Source organism: Streptomyces sp. NPDC037013 (genome assembly GCF_055607265.1).
Genome location: NZ_JBVJRV010000001.1, coordinates 770314 through 789760, shown reverse-complemented (window position 1 = coordinate 789760; position 19447 = coordinate 770314). Strand labels below are relative to the sequence as shown.

Sequence of the window (19447 nt, the reverse complement as noted above, 5' to 3'; positions counted from 1 at the left end):
TCCCGATCGGTCCAAGAGATGGTTCAGCTCATCTCCATAGCCTCAGCCTATCGATCGCCTATCGTGCGGGTATGCAATTCCAGCAGCTGCACTACTTCGTGGCGGTCGCCGAGGCACGGCACTTCACCCGGGCCGCGGAGGACGTACACGTCTCCCAGCCCTCGCTCTCGCAGCAGATCCGCGCCCTTGAGAAGGAGCTGGGTGCGGAGCTCTTCAGCCGGGCGCGGGGCAACATCACGCTGACCGACGCGGGCGAGGCGCTGCTGCCGCTGGCCCGCCGGATCCTGGCCGACGCGGACACCGCCCGTATCGAGGTGCAGGAGCTGGCGCAGCTGCGCCGCGGCCGCATCCGCCTGGGCGCGACGCCGAGCGTGTGCACGGGTCTGCTCCCCGACGTCCTGCGCGCCTTCCACGACCGGCATCCGGGCATCCAGCTCCTCATCGAAGAGGGCGGCTCGCACGATCTCGTGCGCGAGCTGGCGCGCGGCGCGCTCGACCTCGCCCTGGTGGTCCTTCCGCTGCCCAGTCCGTCCCCGGCGCTCACCACCGTCGAGCTGCTGCGCGAGGACCTCGTGGTGGTGTCGTCACCGCGCTCGCGGGGTCTTGGCGCGTCGGTGCGGATCGCGGACCTGCAGGGTGAGCGGCTCGTGATGTTCCGGCACGGGTACGACCTGCGGGAGCTGACCGTCACCGCCTGCCGTGGCGCGGGGTTCGAGCCGGAGTTCGCGGTGGAGGGAGGCGAGATGGACGCGGTCCTCGGCTTCGTACGGGCCGGCCTCGGGGTCGCGGTGGTGCCGCGGATGGTCGCCGAGCGCTCCGGGCCCGACCTGCGGATGACTGAGCTGGCCGGCCCGAGCCTGCACCGCACGATCGCGCTGGCCCACCGCAGCGACGTGGCGCCGCCGCGCGCGGCGCGTGAACTCCAGCGGATGCTGCTCGCGCGGTGAGGGCACAAGGGCGCCCGCCGGTCGGACCGCCGCGCACAGCGGGGCGGTCCGGCCGGGCCGGTGTGCGGGCTCAGCGCCCCAGCGCGTCCAGGCCCTTGCGCAGGTCGTCCGCGTTCATGATCGGAGTGATCTCTATCTCCGCGTTGACCTCGCCGAAGAGCGGCTCGCTGATGGACGGCAGCTCCGACGTGTCCTTCAGGTCGAAGACGAACGTGCAGCAGCGCCCGCCGTCGGCCGGACCGAAGTAGGCGGCCTCCGGCTGGAGCCGCTCGGTCAGCGACTCCATCATCTTCGGCAGGGTTCCGCTCTTGATCGCCTCGTTGGCGGCCTGGGTGTCCAGGCGTGCTCTCAGCATGACTCTCATGGGACTCACTTCCTCCCTTCCAGAGTCCCGCCGTCGGCACCGCCCCGCACCTCGTGCCCCGGCCGCCCCTCGGGCCGCGCGGCCCTCAGCTGATCGCGTCCGCCAGGGCCAGTTCGTGCAGCTGGTCCGGCGGGCCGGGACGCGCGTAGTACCAGCCCTGCGCCGTGTCGCAGCCGAGTTCGCGCAGCTGGTCCGCCTGCGCGCCGGTCTCCACGCCCTCGACGGTGACAGCGAGGTCGAGGCTGTGGGCCAGCGCGACGATCCCCTCGACGATCTTCAGGTCGACGGGGTCGGCGGGGAAGTGCTGCATGCCCTGCGTGAACGAGCGGTCGAGCTTGAGCACGCTCACCGGCAGGCGGCGCAGATTGGCGAGGTTGGAGTAGCCCGTGCCGAAGTCGTCCAGCGCGATGTCCACGCCCATCTCGGCGAGCCTGCGCAACGGCTTGAGCAGGTCGTCGTCGGCTCCTATCAGGGCGGACTCGGTGACCTCGAGGCAGAGCGCGCCCGGCTCGAGGCCCTCGCGCTCCAGGATGTCGACCGTGTCGGAGACCAGCCCCGGGTGGGTGAGCTGCATGGGCGAGAGGTTGACGTTGACGCGCAGCGGGCCCGCGTCGCTGTGCCGCGCCTCCCAGCGGCGGGCCTGGCGCACGGACTCCTCCAGGACCCAGCGGCCGAGGGGCACGATCAGACCGGTGTGCTCGGCGAGCGGGATGAAGCGGTCCGGGCCGATGATGCCGTGCTGCGGGTGGAGCCACCGCACCAGCGCCTCGGCGCCGCGCACGCTGCCGTCGCCGAGGTGCACGAGCGGCTGGTACTCGATGAAGAACTCGCCGCGCTCCAGGGCCGCGGGCAGCGCCGTGGTCAGCCCGTGCCGGGTGATGGCGCGGGCGTCCGCCTCGGGGTCGGCGAGCTCGTAGCGGTTGCCGCCCGCGGACTTGGCGCGGTACATCGTGATGTCGGCGCTGCGCAGCACCTCCGCGGCGCCGCGCTCGCCCGCCGGTCCCTCGACGATGCCGATGCTGCCGCGCACGGTGAGTTCGCGGCCGTCGACCCGGATGGGGGTGGCGAGCGCGTTCATGATGCGGCCGGCGAGCTCGTCGACCTCGGTCTCGGTGTCGGGGCCCGTGGTGAGCGCCACGAACTCGTCGCCGCCGAGCCGCGCCACCATCTCGCCGGGGGCGGTCGCGCAGGACTGGAGGCGGTCGGCGACCTCGACGAGCAGCCGGTCGCCGGCCGCGTGGCCGAGGCTGTCGTTGACGGTCTTGAACCCGTCGAGGTCGAGGTAGCAGAGCCCGAACCGGCCGCTGCCGCCCGCCGAGAGCGCCTTCTCCAGACGCTCGAAGAACAGGGTGCGGTTGGGCAGTCCGGTGAGCGCGTCGTGCGTGGCCTCGTACCGCAGGCGGAGGTTGAGGAGCCGGCGCTCGGTGGTGTCCTCCATCAGCGCGAGCTGGTACTGCGGAGCGCCGTCGGCGTCGCGCAGCAGGGAGACGGTGAGGTTGGTCCACAGGACGGTGCCGTCGGGGCGGTAGAAGGCCTTCTCGACGCGGTAGTGCTCGCGCTCTCCGCGGACCAGCTCCTCGTACAGCTTCCAGACGTGCGGGGAGTCGTCGGGGTGCGTCCACTCCCCCACGTTGCGCCCGCGCAGCTGGTGTTCGAGGCCGCCGAACATGCGGACCAGCGCGTCATTGACCTCCAGGACCGTGCCGTCGAGGTCGGCGATGCCGATCCCGATCGCGGCGCCGTGGAAGACCGCGCGGAACCGGGCCTCGCTGGCGTGCAGGGCCTCGGCGACGGCGCTGCGCGCGCTCAGCGCGGCGCGGGAGATCGCCTCCTGCTCGGCGAGGGTGCGCTCGCGCAGCGCCCGGGCGAACCCGGCGGCCATCGCGTGCTGGATCCGCGCGGAGCGGGCGCGCAGCTCCTCACGGGGGCCGTCACCGCCGCAGTACAGGACCAGATAGGCGTCGACGCAGTCGAGCGTGCGGCTGAGCGCCTCGGGGTCCGTGCAGTGCGTGCCGATGAGGGCGGCGCCGACGGCCTGGCTCTCCGCCGCGTCGAAGACGCGTTCCTGGAGCGCGTCGCGCAACCGGCGGGCGAGCGGCACCAGTTGCTGCTCGAACTCCGGGCGGGTGAGCGAGGTGGCCGTGACGGGGAAGATCGCACGGCTCCAGATGGTGGCGAACCTGCGGAGTCTTCCCTCGGGTCCGTCCTGCTCGCCGTTCAACGCTTTCGTCCCACGCCCGCGAAGCCCGAGAAGGAGTAGGGATCCTCCTCCTCGGGGGCAGTGTCGGGCCGCCAGTGCGGCATCGGCACCAGGCCGGGTTCCACCATGTCGTATCCCTCGAAGAACCGCGCGATCTCGTCGCGCGAGCGCATGATCAGTGGATTGCGGATGTCCTTGTATACACCGACCGTCCGGCCGGCCTGCTCGGGGGGAACGGGGATCCCTTCGTACGAGGCGTGGCTGAGGACGACGAGGCTGCCGGGCGCGGTCGCGTCCCGCAGTTCGGCGACCGCCGCGAAAGGATCGTACGCGTCCTCGACGAAGTGCAGGACGGCGACGAGGAGAAGGGCCACCGGGCGGTCCAGGTCGAGGACGGCGGCGACCTCGGGACTGTCCAGGATCTCGTGGGGTTTGCGCAGGTCCCCGGCGACCGCGGCGGTGCGCTCGGTGCCGTCGAGGACGGCCTGGCTGTGGGCGACGGCCACCGGGTCGTGGTCCACGTACACCACGCGGGCGTCGGGGCTGGCCTCCTGCGCGACCTCGTGGACGTTGCCGAAGGTCGGGATGCCCGAGCCGATGTCGAGGAACTGGGTGACGCCCTGTGCGACGGCGTGACGCACGGCGCGGCGCATGAAGGCCCGGTTCGCCTGCATGACCTTCGGGAGCCCCGGCATGAACTCCATCGCCTTGCGGGCCGCCTCCCGGTCCACCTCGAAGTTGTGCGAGCCGCCCAGGTAGTAGTCGTAGATGCGGGCCACACTGGGCATCGAGATGTCGATGCCGAGCGGTGCCCAGGCGGGACGCTCCATCAAGACTCCAAGGCGTAGGGAATGGCGCAGGCGATCCGGTGTTCGAGGGTGAGGCTACTGATCGTCCGCCAAGGGAGCGAGTCAAAACGGAAATTGGCCGTCCGTTCTCGGTCACTGCCTTTGGCAAGTGCCGTTTCACCACACCGCGGAGCGGCCCGTCGCCTCCCTGCGGTATGGGAGGAGACGGGCCGGTCTGTCCGTACGCCCGGGGGATTACTTGGCGGCGCCCACCGGCTTCCCCTGCGGGCTCGCCGCGTACCAAGTCCCGCCCACCCCTTGTCCGTTGGTGTCGCCGGGCTTCTTGTCGCCCGAGAAGGTGTACAGCGGCCAGCAGTCGATCGTCTGCTGCTTCTTGCCGTCGGGCCGGTGGAAGACGATAAAGCCTTTCTCGAGGATTCCTCGAGTGTCGTTCTTGGCCACGGGAGCCACGACGGGCCACTTGTCGAGGCAGGCGCCGGTACACGCGGACTTCATCGGCCAGGCGGAATCCTTGGTGAAGCGGTAGACCGTCATTCCGTTCTTGTCGACGACGATCTCGCCCAGTTCCGGGTCCTTGCGGGTGGACAGGCCCGCCCGGTCGACCGGGGCAGCGCCGGCCGCCGCGGGCGCGGCCTTCTTGCCGTCGGGGGCGGCGGCGTGCCAAGTGCCGCCCACCCCCTGCCCCTTGGCGTCGCCGGGCGAGGCGTCCTGCGCGTACCGGTACATGGGCCAGCCGTCGATGGTCAGCTGCTTGGTGCCGTCGGCTGCGGTGACCTCGCCGAGCAGGGACGCGTCGACCCCCGGCGCGGCCTTGGCGCCCTTGGCCGCGACGGCGGGCCAGGTCTTCAGGCAGGCGGCGTCACAGGTGGACTTGGGCGGCTGGGCGGTGTCCTTGTCGAAGCGGTAGAGGGTGAAGCCGGCGCTGTCGGTGACCACTTTGCCGAGCTTCTTGCTGTCCCACACGGCGAGTTGACCGGCGGGCTTCGCCTTGGCGCCCGCCGCCTTGTCCGCCGCGCCGGAGTCCGTTCCGTAGCCGTCGTCGCTGCCGTACCCGTCGTCCGACCCGTAGGCGCCGTCCTTGGCGGGCGCCTGGTTGCCCACGTTCTGCCCGTTCGGGGACTGCTCGCCCTTCTCCTGGCCGCACGCCGCCGTCAGCGCCAGCAGGGCCGCGGCCGTCGCTACGAGCGAGGCGCTCCGCCTGGCCCTGGGGGAAACCCCGCTTGGATGCAGCATGCTTGACTCCCACTGTCCACAGAGGTGTTGTGGCGCCCGATTGCGTCACACATGGCCCTAGGTACGGTCGGGGGCGGCCGCCGCGTTCAACGGCGCCGCAAGATTCTTTGCCCGGACGGGGCCCGGCGGGGACGGGGTCCAGGCCGTCAAACCCCGGGCGCGGACAGATCCTTCCTTCGGGTCAATCAGGGGCTTTCGCGGCGTGGCGACGGTGTGCGCGGCCCATGCTCCCCGTCGTGCACGGAACTTCGCGGGCCCTCTCACCCCTAGTCACACGCGTGCTGGCGCTCCTCGCCCTGGCCCTGCTGCTCGGCGCGTCCTCGGCCATCGGTTCGGCGTCCGCCGACGCCTGCGCGTACGCGTCGATCGATCAGAGCGGCGGTTCGACGGGCGAAGACGTGGTGGCCGTCGCGGGGGACGGTGCCGACTGCCACGCCGGACCCACGCACCACCCCAAACCTCCGCCGAAGCCACCGCAACCCCCGCCGCCACCGCCCCCGCCGCCACCTCCTCCGCCGAAGCCGAAGCCGCCCGCTCCCGAGCCGCCTCCGCCACCGGCCCCCGCGCCACCGGAGCCGTCGGTCCGGCCGACGCCGCCCCCGCCGCCTCCGCCGCCGGCGAAACCCGTCAGCAGGCCGAAGCCGAAGCCGACCCCGAAGCCCAAACCCTCCGCCACGCCCCGGCCGAAGCCCTCGCCCTCCGTGTCCTATCCGGCGTACCACCCCCGGACGCACCGGCAGCAGCCCCACCACGGTCCGTCCCTCGTATCCCTCACCCTGCTCATCACGGCGCCCGCGGTGCTCGCCGTCGCCGCGCTCCGCCCGCGCTGACCGTCGGAGGTCCCCATGTCGGAATGGCTTGTTCTCACCCTCGCGATGGCGGCCGCCTGTGCCGTGGTGCTCGTCGTGACCCTGCTGCGGCACCGCAGGACCGGCGCGGACTACGACGCGTCGGAGACCCCGGACGTCATCGAGTACATGACGATGATGATCGGTGTCGTGTACGCCATCGTCCTTGGCCTGGCCATCGCGGGTGTCTGGGAGGCGCGCGGCGCCGCACAGGAACACGTGCGCCAGGAGGCCCAGGCGTTGCACGAGGTCTCCGAACGTGCCCGCATCTACCCGGATGACGTCCGGGACCGGATCCGGTCGGACGTCCACACCTATGTCAGCCATGTCGTCACCACGGAGTGGGACGCCATGCGGAACAAGGGCGAACTGACCAAGGAGGGCGCCCGGTTGCTGGCCCGTGTGCGCCACGACGTGACCGACTACCAGCCGAAGTCGGACTTCGAGGCGCAGGCGTACCAGCCGCTGGTCGACGCGGTGGCGGCCGCGGACGACGCGCGCAGCGCCCGCGCGGACAGTACAGGGGCGACCATGCCCGGCGTGGTCTGGTTCGGCCTGATCATCGGAGGGCTCGTCACCATCGGCATGATCTTCGCCCTGCAGATCCGCCGCACCCTGCGCGAACTCGTCCTCGCGGGCCTCTTCTCCGCCCTCTTCGCCTTCCTGCTCTTCCTCATCTGGGACTTCGACGCGCCCTACAGCCGCGGCATCGCGGCGACCGCGGAACCCTTCCACGCCCTCTTCCCCGGCCTGGGCGGCTGATCCCGCCCCGCCCCCGGCGAGCACTCCACGCGTTGGCCGTGAACCGCACTGCGCCGGGGCCGGGCACGGCGCACTCTGGTGCCATGCCCTGGCAGTCACCGATCATCGTCCATCCGCCCGCCGCCGACGGAGCGCGGCGGGTCACCGTGCGCGGACAGGAGGTCGGCGCCGCCCGCAGCGACCGGGAGCTGGTGGAGCTCCTGCGAAGGGCGGGGCTCGGCGAGGCCGACATGGCGCTCGACGACCCGCATCTCGTCGAGTGGCGCGGCGGCCCGCACGCCTGGCCACCGGCCTGAGGGCGTTCGCCTGACGCTGAACCGATTTGCCAGATTCCTTCCGATTGTTATCGTTTTCGGTGAGCGGGCAGATGGTGTGTTCAAGTCCACCCAGCTCCACTGCGCGGGGCTGTAGCTCAAGGCAGAGCGGCCCGCTCGCCTCACACACCTCCCCCGGGGGCCGGCCTGCTGGCCGGCCCCCGGGTCTGTGTCACACGGAACCGAACGGAACGGAACGGGGGACGCGCGTGGAGCGGGTGCCGATGGCCGCCGGGCCGCTGGACTGGTCACTGGTCGACGGGGCGGTCCCGCTCGTCGTGCGGATCCTCGGCTGGCTGGCGCTCGCCGCCCTCCTCTTCTCCCGCGACCGCCGCTGGTGGACCCGGCTGCTCCCATTCGCCGTGGTCGTCGCCGCGCTCCTGACCTATCTGGTCCAGGTCACCGTCGACGACTGGTGGCAGCCCTTCCCCGACAAGCTCCCCAAGGACGTCGTGGTGTGGATCGGCGTCGCGATCCTCGGCGTCTGCCTGGCCCTCTCGCGGATGCCGACACTGCGCCCGCGCGGCCGGGCGGGCGCGCTGCTCGCGGGCGCGCTCGTCGTCGTGCTCGGCCTCTCCGAGATCAACATCCACTACGACAACTACCCGACGCCGCGGACCATGCTCGGCCCCCAGGACACCGTCAGCCTCAAGGACGCCACCGGCAAGAAGGAGCCGACGCTGGACGTGCCGAAGGGCAAGGCGCTCTCCGAGGTGTGGCGGCCGCTGGCCGGCCTGCCCGCCAAGGGCACCGTGTCGACCGCCTCGATCCCGGGCACCAGGTCGGGGTTCAAGGCCCGGGACGCGTACGTCTATCTCCCGCCGGCCTACCGTGCCTCGCCCCGGCCGCTGCTGCCCGTACTCGTCCTGATGGCGGGCCAGCCGGGCGCCCCGCAGGACTGGATCACCTCCGGCCAGCTGCCGGACATGATGGACGACTTCGCGGGCCGGCACGGCGGTCTGGCGCCGGTCGTCCTGGTGGTCGACCCGCTGGGCTCCTCCTTCGACAATCCGCTGTGCATGGACTCCAGGCTGGGGAAGGTGCGGACGTATCTGGCCGAGGACGTCCCCGCCTGGGCGGCCGGTCATCTCCAGACGGCCACGGGCCGGGACCACTGGGCGGTCTCCGGCCTCTCCAACGGCGGCACCTGCGCCCTGCAGATGGCGGTCAACGCGCCGCGGGTCTACGGAACGTTCCTCGACATCTCCGGGCAGGACGAGCCGACGCTGGGGAGCCGCCAGAAGACGGTGGACGCGGCGTTCGGCGGGGACGAGGCGGCGTTCGAGAAGGTCAATCCGATGGACGTGATGGCGCGGAAGCGGTTCCCCGACACCGCCGGGGCGTTCGTCACGGGGACCGGCGACTCCACGTACCACCCGCAGGCGCTGAAGGTGTACGCCGCGGCGAAGAAGGCCGGCATGCGGGTCGAACTCGTCGAACTGCCGGGCGGGCACAGCTGGCAGGTGTGGCGGCCCGGCCTGGAGAAACAGCTCCCGTGGCTGGCCTCGCACCTGGGGCTGACGCCTTGACGCCTGAGGCCCGGACCTCTGACGCCCGGTCCTCTGACATCCGGTCCTTTGACATCCAGACGTCTGACAACCAGACCTCCGACAACCGGACACCCTGACGACCGGACGTCTGACATCCAGACCTCCGACAACCCGACACCCTGACAACCGGACCTCCGACAACCGGACGCCCCTAGGCCCCACCCCGCCCCTGTCACGCCACCCGCTGCCGACGGGGGCGCCGCGCCGCTCCGTTCACCCGCCCGGCCCGTCCGATTACCCCGTTCGCGCGACCCGGATCGCGGCACCGCCCACCCCTACCTAGCGTTTCGGGCATCGAGGTGCATTCAAGACATCGGCGGAAGAAGGTCCGCAGCTGCTCCTCGGGGACCCGGAGGATCCACCATGCGCGCGATACGCGTCGCTTCGGCCGCACTGCTCACCGCGTCCGCCCTCGCCGTCACGGCCCCGGCCGCGTCCGCCGCCGTCGCCGGCGACGAGGACACCGTGACGGCGTTCGGCTTCAGCATCTCCCCCACGACCATCGCCGCGGGCGGCCAGGTCACCCTCAACGTCGACGGATGCGACGGCGAGACCAAGGTCACCTCCGGCGTCTTCGACGACACCACCATCCCCAAGGGACAGCGCTCCGCCACCGCCAAGGTGTTCTGGGACGCCAAGCCCGGCGCGATGTACGAGGTGACGTTCACCTGCAACGGCAGCAACCCCGGCAGCGACAAGACCGACCTCACCATCGCCGGTGGTCGCCCGGACGACAACACCCACCACCCCGACCACAACACCCACCACCCCAGCCACCACGCCCACAAGGGCGTCAAGGCCGGCACCGGCGGCAGTCTCGGCGGCTTCGACCTGCACGAGATCGCCCTCGGCGGCGCCCTGATCGTGGGCACCATCGGCACCGCGTACTACAAGACGCGCCGCCGCGCCGACGGCGACCACTCCTGACCGTCGCCCGGGCGGCACCGCGCCCCCGGGATGTCTCCGGATCCCGGGGGCGCGGCGCTGTCACCCGCGGTGCGGGCGGGGCACGCCGGGCACGGAGCGGAAGGGGGTCGCGCCGGCCCGGCCCGGAGCTCAGAGCTTGTTCTCCGACCGCCGGCGCATCCAGAAGACCCCGCCGCCGACCAGCGCGGCGGTGACCAGCGCACCGCCGATGGCCATGTCCGTGCCGGTCGCGCCGGAGTGCGTGGTGCCGCCGATGCCACCGCGCACACCGCCGTGGATGACGGTGAACGCGGCCGGGCGGACGAGGGTCTTGCCGCCGCAGTGCGCCGTGATGTCGTAGGCGCCGGGGCGGGCGTGCGAGTGGACGGTCGCGGTCGCGCTCGACGAGGTGCCGCCCGGGATGCCCTGCAGGTGCGTGTCCGGGAAGGCGGGTGAGGTGACCTTGCTGCCGTGTGCCTGGCAGGACGACCCGTCGACGGTGACCGTCAGATGACCCCCTCTCGGGATCACGCTGGGCATCGCCACGATGTTGGTCGGGTCGGCCCAGGCGGACGCGGCCGGGGCGGCGAGCCCGACGGCCCCGACGGCCGCGGCGGCGACCGCGAGGGCACGTGTGGTCCGCATACGAGATGTACGCATGGCAATCCTCCGCGGAAGACGCCCCGGGGATACCGTCCCCGGTCGATCGGCGAGAGCGCCTCCCAGACTGACCCTCAGATGCGGTGCGCGGGGCCGCATTTCGGCGATCGGCCGTCCTGGTGAGACGACACGCCGGGGCACGTCCCCGCAACCCGACATCGCCGCAGGTCACGGACCGTCAGAAATTTCCTGTCGAGGGCGACTCGGATGGCGCACCCGGCCCCCGGCGCCACCCGTTCGCTCCCGCCCTTTCGCACGCCGCGCGCCCCGCGCTTAGCGTGCTGGTACGCGCAACGGACGCGGCACTCATGCCGCGTTGAGAGGGGATAGAGAATGCCTTCGTCCCATCCGGCCGACGAGTTCGAGTTCCAGAATCTCCAGGAGGACGCGAAGCCCAAGAAGCGCGCCCCGTGGGGTGCGATGGCGCTCGTCCTGCTCACCGGCCTCGCGCTGATCCGCAACGGTTCGGGGGAATTCGACGTGGGCCCGCCGCAGCCCGCGTCCGCCGCGGCGGCGGACCACACGCCCGAGGCGGGGGCCGGCGCCCCGGCGCCCCTCACCTTCTCGCCGGCCGAGCGCGTGCGCATCAAGGGCATCCAGGTGGACGCACCCGTCATGCAGGTCGGCCTGGACGCGGAGGGCTGGGTGGACGCGCCGCCGCCCGACGACCCGAACCTCGCCGGCTGGTTCACCGGCGCCGTCTCACCGGGTGAGAAGGGCACCGCCGTCATCGTCGGGCACGTCGACAACCAGCAGGGGCCCGCCGTCTTCTACGGCCTCGGTTCGCTCAAGAAGGGCAACCACGTCGAGGTGCGGCGCGCCGACAAGAAGACGGCCATTTTCAAGATCTACGGCATCGAGGTCTTCGACAAGGCCAAGTTCCCCGGCGAGCGGGTCTACGGAAACAGCGGGACGCCGGAGCTGCGGGTCATCACCTGTGGCGGCGGCTTCTCGAAGAAGGCCGGGTACGACGGGAACGTCGTGGTGTTCGCCCGGCTGGTCGCCGTTCGCTGACACGGGACCAGGCGGGCGAGCGCGCCAGGGGCGAGAGGCCCGCGGCGGTCAGGTCTCGTACCGGCTCGGCACCGTGATGTGGTAGCCGGAGTCGAGCAGCTCCGGGAGGTAGGTGCGCAGCGCCCGGACGCTGCCGGAGCGGTCCCCGCCCGCGTCGTGCGAGAGCACCACGACGCCCGGCCCGGCCCCCGCGCGGACGCGGCGCACGATGGTCCGCGCGCCGGGTTCGGTCCAGTCGAGGGTGTCCACGGTCCAGGCCAGCGGCTCCATGCCGAGTTCGGCGCCCAGCTGGAAGGCGTTGCGGTTCCACGCGCCGTACGGGGCCCTGAACCAGGCCGGCGCCTCGCCGATGGTGTTCTCGACGACCTCGCTGGTGCGCTCGATCTGCTCGCGCATCGCGGCCCTGCCCAGCCGGGGCAGCAGGGGGTGGCTCCAGGTGTGGTTGCCGATCACGTGCCCGTCGTCGGCCATCTCGCGCAGCAAGTCCTTGTTGTCGACGGCCATCTCGCCGCAGACGAAGAACATCGCGCGCACGCCGTGCTTGCGCAGCGTCCGCAGGATGCCGGGGGTGTACCGGGGGTCGGGTCCGTCGTCGAAGGTCAGCACCATCGAGCGGCCGTGCCCGGCCAGGCGCAGGATGGGCGCCTTGCGCACCCGGGGCAGGGCTCTGGTGGAGCGCTGCGGGCCGTATCCCGCGATGGGCCGCAGCCGGTACGCGGAGGGCTTCTGGGCCCGTGCGGCCTGCGGGCCCTTGGCGGGCGCGCCCGCGGTGGCGGTGGGCCGGTGCGCGGTCGGGCGGTCCGTGCTCCCGCATCCCGCGGCCGCGCCGAGACCGAGGACCGCGGCAGCACGGAGCAGGACCCTGCGCCCTGACGTCAGCTGATCATCTTTCATGACCAATCCGTCGCATGGCCGAAGGCTCGGGCGGCACACCAACACCGGGGCGGCTCCCGAAAGCACCCGATCAGACGCGGCGGACCAGGGGGAAGGGCAGGGTCTCGCGGATGGTCAAACCGCTGAGGAACATGACGAGCCGGTCGACGCCGATGCCGAGGCCCCCGGTGGGCGGCATCGCGTACTCCAGGGCGTCGAGGAAGTCCTCGTCGAGCTCCATGGCCTCCGGGTCTCCCCCGGCGGCGCGCAGCGACTGTTCGGTCAGGCGGCGGCGCTGTTCGACGGGGTCGGTCAACTCCGAGTACGCGGTGCCCAGTTCGGTGCCGAAGGCGACGAGGTCCCAGCGCTCGGCGAGGCGTGGTTCGGTGCGGTGCCGGCGGGTGAGCGGGGAGACGTCGGTCGGGAAGTCCTTGTAGAAGGTGGGCAGCGTCGTCCTCTCCTCGACCAGCCGCTCGTACATTTCCAGGACGACGTCGCCGCGGCCGTCGTCGGTGGTGTACGGGACGGCGGCCCGGTCGCAGTGCCGGTGCAGTGCGGTCAGCGGGGTGTCCGCGTCGACCTCCTCGCCGAGCGCCTCGGAGATCGCGCCGTACACGGTCCTGACCGGCCAGGGCCCGGAGATGTCGTGCTCGACGAGCTTGCCGTCGACGTCGGCCTTGCGGGCGACGGGTGAGCCGAAGGCAGCGGTCGCGGCGCCCTGGATGAGTTCGCGCGTGAGGTCGAGCATCACGTCGTAGTCCGCGAAGGCCTGGTAGGCCTCCAACATCGTGAACTCGGGGTTGTGCTTGTAGGAGACGCCCTCGTTGCGGAAGGTGCGGCCCATCTCGAAGACCTTTTCCATGCCGCCGACGCAGAGGCGCTTCAGGTAGAGCTCGGGCGCGATCCGCAGATACAGGTCGAGGTCGTAGGCGTTGATGTGGGTGGTGAAGGGCCGGGCGTTGGCGCCGCCGTGGATCTGCTGGAGCATCGGCGTCTCGACCTCCAGGTAGCCGCGGTCGAGGAGCCCCTGGCGCAGCGCCTGTACGGCGGTGGAGCGGGCCCGCACCACGTCGCGGGCGCCGGGGCTCGCGACGAGGTCGAGATAGCGGCGGCGGACCTTGGCCTCGGGGTCGGTGAGGCCGCGCCGTTTGTCGGGCAGTGGGCGCAGGCACTTGCCGGTGAGCCGCCAGTCGGTGACGAAGACGGTGAGCTCGCCCCGGTCGCTGGTGCCGACCGTGCCGGTGGCGTTGATGTGGTCGCCGATGTCGGTGCCGGTGGTGAACCGGTCGAGGACGCCGGGGCCCGATGTGTCGCGGGTGAGGGCGAGCTGCAGGTCGCCCGACCAGTCGCGCAGTACGGCGAAGACGATGCCGCCGAAGTCGCGTACGAGCATGACACGGCCCGCGACCGTGACCTGTTGCCCCGTCATGTCCCGGGTGATGTGGGCGATTTGATGGGTGCGCGGGGGGACGCCCACCGGGTAGGGGTCGACTCCGTCGGCGCGCAGACGGTCGAGTTTGCGGTGCCGGATGCGGATCTGTTCCGGGAGCTTCGAGGCGGGGTCGGCGTCGGCGGTGTCGTCCTGTCCTGCGAGGCCGAGGGCGGCGATGGACGGCAGGCCCTCGGTGGTCGTGGGCCGGTCGACGCCCCGCGGCCGGTGGCCCTTGCCCCAGAGCTTGCGCAGCGACGGCACCGAGACGAAGCCCTCGGCGATGCCCGAGGCGAGGCTGATGCGGGCGAGGGCGCCGCTGTCGCCGTAACAGATGAACCGCGGGTACCACTCGGGGTGGTACTTGGCGTTCGAGCGGTAGAGCGCCTCCAGCTGCCACCATTTGGAGAAGAACAGGAGCAGCTTGCGCCACAGCCGCAGCACCGGTCCCGCGCCGATGCGGCCGCCCTCCTCGAAGACCGAGCGGAACACCGCGAAGTTCAGCGAGATGCGCCGCACGCCGAACTTGGGCGCGGCGGCGCAGAGTTCGGCGACCATGAACTCCATGACGCCGTTCGGCGCGGTGCGGTCGCGGCGCATCAGGTCGAGGGAGACGCCGTCCTTGCCCCAGGGGACGAGGGAGAGCAGCGCGAGGAGCTTGCCGTCGCCGCCGAGGGCCTCGACGAGGAGGCAGCCGCCGTCCTCGGGGTCGCCGAGGCGGTCGAGGGCCATGGAGAAGCCGCGCTCGGTCTCGGTGTCCCGCCAGGCGTCGGCCCGGTCGATGATCTCCTCCATCTCCTCGTCGGTGAGGGTGGAGTGCCGGCGGACCCGGGCGGTGGCGCCGGCGCGGCGGACCCGGTTCACGGCCTGCCGGGTGACGCGCATGTCGCGGCCGTCCAGGTCGAAGTCGGCGACGTGCAGGATCGCCTCGTCGCCGAGTTGCAGGGCGCCGAGGCCGGCGCGGGCGTACGCGGTGGCGCCGTCCTCGGACGCGCCCATGACGGCGGGCTGCCAGGCGTACCGCCGGGCGACGTCAAGCCAGGCGCCGATCGCGTGCGGCCAGGCCTCGCGGTCGCCCACCGGGTCGCCGCTGGCCAGGCAGACGCCCGCCTCGACCCGGTAGGTGACGGCCGCCTTGCCGCTGGGCGAGAAGACGACGGCCTTGTCGCGCCGGGTGGCGAAGTAGCCCAGCGAGTCCTGCGCCCCGTACGCCCCGAGGAGCGCGCGGATGCGGGGCTCCTCGTCGCCGTGCAGGGCCGCTTCCATGCGCTGGGAGCGGAAGAGGGTGGCCGCGGCGTTGAGCAGGGCGAGGGCGCCGAACAGGCCGGGCCAGAAGTAGAGGCCGCGCGGTGGGGAGCCGTCGAAGTAGTCGCGGCCGTGGAGCAGTCCGCCGCAGACGCGGTTCGCCGCCCAGAGCAGGCGTTCGCCGTGCACCAGCGTGCCGGGGAACAGTTCGACGAGCCCCCAGCCGAGGAGGGTGGCGAGGGCAAGCCCGGCCACGAGGACCGCGAGGGCACGCCGGACGGCGCCGCGCCGGGAGTCCGCGGAGAACTCCTTGCGGGCCAGGATCAGCAGGATGAAGGCGAGGCCGCACACGACGAAGGACGGCAGGGACTCGGCCCAGTAGCCGAGGGCCGCGCCGAGCACGTCGAAGGCGAGGAGCAGGCCCAGGTAGCTGACGACGAGCCACCAGGCGACCTTCTTGCGGGCGGCGGTGGCGGCGGCCAGGAGGAAGAGGAAGACGGCGTACGCGAGGTTGGTGCTGACCGGGACCGTGAGGAGTTCGAGCACCCGGATGACGGGCAGCAGGAGCCGCCGCAGCGGCGCGATCACCGCGAGGACCGTGCAGAAGACGCCGAGGGTCCCGAAGAAGGCGGCGAAGCCCTCCGGTACGCGGCCGAGGAAGCCGTGCCGGCCCCGTATCCGCCCCCTGGCCTCCGGTTCCTCCGTACTGACAGTCATGGGCACGACTCTAGGAAGAGGTGAGCCGCCGCGCGCGTCGAGAAGGGCGGCCCCGTACGGGGGCGGCGGCCCGGAGCGCAGGCGGTATGACTGCCTCCGCTAACCTCTCGGCGTGAGTGATGACCAGTCGCAGCAGTTCGAACGCGGCACCGACGGGCCCAAGGTGATCGTCGTCGGAGTCGACGGCTCCGATACGTCCCTGCGGGCGGCGGCCTACGCCGGGGGCCTCGCCCGGCGGCAGCGGGCGCTGCTCGCCGTGGTGTACGTCCAGCCCGTCCTCGCGGCGGGGGCCGCGTTCGGCGCCCCGGTCGCCGAGACGACCGACGAGATCGCCGAGGGGCTGATCACGGAGATCCGGGCCGCCACCGAGCGGGTGAAGGGCATATTCGACGTCCGGTGGGAGTTCCACACCCTCCGCGGCGACCCGTACACCGGTCTGGTCACCGCCGCCGACGACCTGAAGGCCGACGCCGTCGTCGTCGGCGCCTCCGAGCAGGCGGGCCACCGCATCGTCGGTTCGGTCGCCGTGCGCCTGGTGAAGGCCGGCCGCTGGCCGGTCACCGTGGTGCCGTAGCCGTCCGCACTGCCCCGAATGGCCCCACCGCGCGCGCCCTCGGGACGCGAGGGGTGTGGCGTCTTCCGTCGAGCCGCGCGCTGCGCCATCATGATCCGCCATCAGCCGACTGCCGTCCGCGAAGAGGTGGAGCTCATGCCGGGACTCCGGATGGGACAGGGCGTACTGCGCCGCAAGCCCATCGAGCACATCGAGGAGACAGAGGCGGGCGGCGGTCTTTCCCGGTCGCTCGGGCTCTGGCAGCTCACGGCGATCGGGGTCGGCGGCATCATCGGCGCCGGCATCTTCAGCCTCGCCGGCGCCGTGGCCAACGGCACGGCGGGCCCCGCGGTGCTGATCTCGTTCCTGATCGCGGGCGTCGCGAGCGCGGCCGCCGCCTTCTCGTACGCCGAGTTCGCGGGCATGATCCCGAAGGCGGGCTCTGCGTACACCTACGGCTATGTGGTGCTCGGCGAGCTGACCGGCTGGTTCATCGGCTGGGATCTGCTCCTCGAGTACACCGCGATCGTCGCCGTCGTCGCGATCGGCATCTCCGGCTACTTCGGCTTCCTGGTCGAGGAGCTCGGGGCCGAGCTGCCGAACTGGATGATGGGCGCGCCGGGCACCGGCGACGGCCACAAGGTCGACCTCTTCGCCGCGGTGCTCTGCCTCTTCATCGCGTACCTGCTCACCCTCGGCATCAAGAACGCCGCGCGCTTCGAGATGATCGTGGTCGTGCTGAAGGTGATCGTGGTGATCGTCGTGATCGCGGTCGGCTTCTTCCACATCGAGACCGGCAATTACGACCCGTTCTTCCCCTACGGGGTCAGCGGCGCGTTCACGGGCGCCGCCACTGTCTTCTTCGCCGTCTTCGGGTACGACGCGATGAGCACGGCCGCGGAGGAGTCCAAGGACGCACAGCGGCACATGCCGAAGGCGATCCTCTACTCCCTCGCCATCTCGATGGTGCTGTACGTGCTCGCCTGCCTGGTCCTGACGGGCATGCAGAGTTACAAGGACGTCGACCCGGAGAGCGGCTTCTCCACGGCCTTCAAGTCGGTGGGGCTCGGCGGCCTGGCGGATGTCATCGCGGTGGGCGCGATCATCGGCATCCTCACCGTGATGTTCACGTTCATGCTCGGCTGCACGCGCGTGTGGTTCTCGATGAGCCGGGACGGCCTGCTTCCCAAGTGGTTCGCCAAGACGCACCCGACCCGGCACGTGCCGACGCGCGTGACGTGGATCGTCGGGGTCGCGTCGGCCGCCATCGCCGGGTTCCTGCCGATCGGCGAGGCGGCCGAGCTGACGAACATCGGCATCCTCCTTGCGTTCGTCGTGGTCTGCGTCGCGGTGATCGTGCTGCGCTACAAGCGGCCGGAGCTGCCGCGCACCTTCCGCTGCCCCGGGATGCCGGTGGTGCCGGCGCTCGGGGTGATCTTCTCCATCTGGCTGATCACGTTCCTGCAGTGGCAGACCTGGGTGCGGTTCGCCGTCTGGTTCGTCCTCGGTCTCGTCGTGTACTTCGGGTACTCGTACCGCAGGTCGGAGCTGGCGAAGGCGGAGCGCTCGCCGCAGGCGTGAGATCCGTGACGAGGTCGTCCGTCCAGGGGGCTACTTCCCCATGACCAGCCCCTGCTTGCCGGCCCCGCGGCTGAGCACGACCCGGCGGATCCGGTCCCGCACGTCGGTGACCTCGGCACCGCGGTCCAGCGCCCTGTTGAGGTTGACGACGCGGCCCGCGTCCGTGTCGAACACCATCGGCAGGAACTCGGCCTTCTTCACCTGCCAGCGGGCGTCCGGGCCTGCCGGTGGCTCGAAGGTGAAGCGGCCGATCGTGCCCTGGTTGCCGCGCGGGTCGTCGGCGCCCTCGTGGTTGATCATGGCACCGGCGATCTGGTCGCCCATGCCGTAGATCACCCAGGTGCCGTTCACCTTCTCGTAGGCCTGGGGGACGTGCGCGTGCGTGCCGAGCAGGAGGTCGATGTCCGGGCGCCCGCCCGTGCGCGAGGAGGTGAGCTGCTTGCCGAGCCGCAGCTGCTGCCGGTCGGGCTCGTCCTGCCACTCCGAGCCCCAGTGCAGGCTGACCACCACGACGTCGGCGCCTGCCTTGCGGGCGGCCCGAGCGTCGGCGACGATCTTGTCCCGGTCGATCAGGTCGACCGACCAGGGCTTGCCCTTCGGCAGCGGATAGCCGTTGGTGCCGTAGGTGTACGCGAGCTGCGCGACCTTCGCGCCGCCCGCCCGCAGCCAGGCGGGGCTCTTGTCCTCGGCCGCCGAGCGGGCCGAACCGGCGTGCCGCACGCCCGCCTTGTCCAGCGCGTCGAGGGTGCGCCGCACTCCCTCGGCCCCGTCGTCCAGCGTGTGGTTGGAGGCGGTGGAGCACGAGTCGTACCCGGTGGCCTTGAGGGCGCGGGCCACCTGGGGCGGGGACTTGAAGGCGGGGTAGCCGCTGTAGTCGCCGTCGGCGCCGTAGACCGTCTCCATGTGGCAGATCGCCAGGTCGGCCTTGGAGACGACCGGTTTGGCGCCCGCGAGCATCGGCGCGAAGTCGTAGCCGTCGCCGCCCGCGTCCGCCCTGGCCTGGCGGATGATCGAGTCGTGCGGCAGCACGTCACCGGAGGCGACGAGCGTGAAAGGACGCCGCCCGGCGGCGGAACCACCGGCCGGTGAGTGCGCCGGCTCCGCCACGTCGCCGTGGCCCGCCGCGCGGTGCCCCCCGGGCTCGAATCCGTTCGCCCCTCCGGTGACGGTGCAGGCCGAGGTGCCCGCGACTCCCGCGAGGAGCAGGGCCGCCGCGGCGGCGGTGGCGGGGCGCGGGCGCCCGGTCCGGGGGGTGGTTGCCGAGGTCAGAGAGGTTCTTGTGTGCCGTGAGGTCCGTGCGCGCTGCGTCATGGGGCGGGCTCCGTGGCTGGGACGATAATCGGCCAAACGAATCCACATATGAACGTAACGGCAAATCAAGGAGCAATGCCGACACAGTCCCTGAAACGGAGTCAAATGACGTCCACTGTGACGCGAACAAC

General features: G+C 71.7%; 17 protein-coding genes. 9 read left to right on the top strand and 8 right to left on the bottom strand.

Features of this window, described 5'->3' with window-relative positions:
- Window positions 1-71: 71 nt before the first annotated feature.
- Complete coding sequence (locus tag ACZ7DY_RS03255; protein WP_471129308.1) at window positions 72-947, top strand: LysR family transcriptional regulator; 876 nt, start codon at window positions 72-74, stop codon at window positions 945-947.
- 70 nt (window positions 948-1017) lie between these two features.
- Here the strand turns inward: ACZ7DY_RS03255 and ACZ7DY_RS03250 are convergent, their stop codons facing one another.
- The 4 genes from ACZ7DY_RS03250 to ACZ7DY_RS03235 form a co-directional block, all read right to left on the bottom strand.
- The gene (locus ACZ7DY_RS03250) at window positions 1018-1302 is read right to left on the bottom strand and encodes a hypothetical protein (protein ID WP_471129307.1); all 285 of its coding nucleotides are present in this window, start codon (window positions 1300-1302) and stop codon (window positions 1018-1020) included.
- A gap of 94 nt (window positions 1303-1396) precedes the next feature.
- Complete coding sequence (locus ACZ7DY_RS03245; protein ID WP_471129305.1) at window positions 1397-3532, bottom strand: putative bifunctional diguanylate cyclase/phosphodiesterase; 2136 nt, start codon at window positions 3530-3532, stop codon at window positions 1397-1399.
- Window positions 3529-4341, bottom strand: a complete 813-nt coding sequence (locus tag ACZ7DY_RS03240; protein WP_471129303.1) for an SAM-dependent methyltransferase — start codon at window positions 4339-4341, stop codon at window positions 3529-3531. Before ACZ7DY_RS03240 ends, ACZ7DY_RS03245 begins: the two co-directional genes overlap by 4 nt.
- Window positions 4342-4554: 213 nt before the next feature.
- On the bottom strand, window positions 4555-5553 hold the full coding sequence (locus ACZ7DY_RS03235) for an SCO0930 family lipoprotein (protein WP_471129299.1): 999 nt from the start codon (window positions 5551-5553) through the stop codon (window positions 4555-4557).
- A 278-nt stretch (window positions 5554-5831) separates the two neighbouring features.
- Between ACZ7DY_RS03235 and ACZ7DY_RS03230 the strand changes: the two genes are divergently transcribed.
- The 5 genes from ACZ7DY_RS03230 to ACZ7DY_RS03210 all read left to right on the top strand — a co-directional run bounded on the left by ACZ7DY_RS03230 (window position 5832) and on the right by ACZ7DY_RS03210 (window position 9954).
- Window positions 5832-6383 carry a hypothetical protein gene (locus ACZ7DY_RS03230; protein WP_471129297.1) on the top strand — a complete coding sequence of 184 codons (552 nt, stop codon included), beginning with the start codon at window positions 5832-5834 and terminating at the stop codon, window positions 6381-6383.
- A gap of 15 nt (window positions 6384-6398) precedes the next feature.
- Window positions 6399-7163, top strand: a complete 765-nt coding sequence (locus ACZ7DY_RS03225) for a bestrophin-like domain (RefSeq protein ID WP_471129296.1) — start codon at window positions 6399-6401, stop codon at window positions 7161-7163.
- An 83-nt stretch (window positions 7164-7246) separates the two neighbouring features.
- Window positions 7247-7459 (top strand): hypothetical protein, encoded by a 213-nt coding sequence (locus tag ACZ7DY_RS03220; protein ID WP_471129295.1) that lies wholly within the window; start codon window positions 7247-7249, stop codon window positions 7457-7459.
- Window positions 7460-7701: 242 nt separating this feature from the next.
- A complete protein-coding gene (locus ACZ7DY_RS03215) occupies window positions 7702-9006 on the top strand; it encodes an alpha/beta hydrolase (protein WP_471129292.1) in 1305 nt (434 codons plus the stop codon).
- Between the two features lie 384 nt (window positions 9007-9390).
- The gene (locus ACZ7DY_RS03210; RefSeq protein WP_471129290.1) at window positions 9391-9954 is read left to right on the top strand and encodes a hypothetical protein; all 564 of its coding nucleotides are present in this window, start codon (window positions 9391-9393) and stop codon (window positions 9952-9954) included.
- A 129-nt stretch (window positions 9955-10083) separates the two neighbouring features.
- On the opposite strand, the gene ACZ7DY_RS03205 is transcribed toward ACZ7DY_RS03210, so the two are convergent.
- Window positions 10084-10578 carry a hypothetical protein gene (locus ACZ7DY_RS03205; protein ID WP_471130207.1) on the bottom strand — a complete coding sequence of 165 codons (495 nt, stop codon included), beginning with the start codon at window positions 10576-10578 and terminating at the stop codon, window positions 10084-10086.
- A 348-nt stretch (window positions 10579-10926) separates the two neighbouring features.
- Between ACZ7DY_RS03205 and ACZ7DY_RS03200 the strand changes: the two genes are divergently transcribed.
- Window positions 10927-11607, top strand: a complete 681-nt coding sequence (locus ACZ7DY_RS03200) for a class F sortase (RefSeq protein ID WP_471129288.1) — start codon at window positions 10927-10929, stop codon at window positions 11605-11607.
- Window positions 11608-11655: 48 nt separating this feature from the next.
- Here ACZ7DY_RS03200 and ACZ7DY_RS03195 read toward each other — a convergent pair whose 3' ends face one another.
- Complete coding sequence (locus ACZ7DY_RS03195; RefSeq protein WP_471129286.1) at window positions 11656-12501, bottom strand: polysaccharide deacetylase family protein; 846 nt, start codon at window positions 12499-12501, stop codon at window positions 11656-11658.
- Window positions 12502-12571: 70 nt separating this feature from the next.
- Window positions 12572-15871: a bifunctional lysylphosphatidylglycerol synthetase/lysine--tRNA ligase LysX gene (gene lysX / locus ACZ7DY_RS03190; RefSeq protein WP_471129283.1), complete on the bottom strand. Its 3300-nt coding sequence runs from the start codon at window positions 15869-15871 to the stop codon at window positions 12572-12574.
- 112 nt (window positions 15872-15983) lie between these two features.
- Here lysX and ACZ7DY_RS03185 point away from each other — a divergent pair, with 112 nt between their 5' ends.
- Window positions 15984-16445 carry a universal stress protein gene (locus ACZ7DY_RS03185; protein WP_471129280.1) on the top strand — a complete coding sequence of 154 codons (462 nt, stop codon included), beginning with the start codon at window positions 15984-15986 and terminating at the stop codon, window positions 16443-16445.
- 135 nt (window positions 16446-16580) lie between these two features.
- Window positions 16581-18005, top strand: coding sequence for an amino acid permease (locus ACZ7DY_RS03180; protein WP_471129278.1), 1425 nt, complete (start codon window positions 16581-16583; stop codon window positions 18003-18005).
- Between the two features lie 30 nt (window positions 18006-18035).
- On the opposite strand, the gene ACZ7DY_RS03175 is transcribed toward ACZ7DY_RS03180, so the two are convergent.
- The gene (locus ACZ7DY_RS03175; RefSeq protein ID WP_471129275.1) at window positions 18036-19316 is read right to left on the bottom strand and encodes a CapA family protein; all 1281 of its coding nucleotides are present in this window, start codon (window positions 19314-19316) and stop codon (window positions 18036-18038) included.
- Window positions 19317-19447 lie beyond the last annotated feature (131 nt).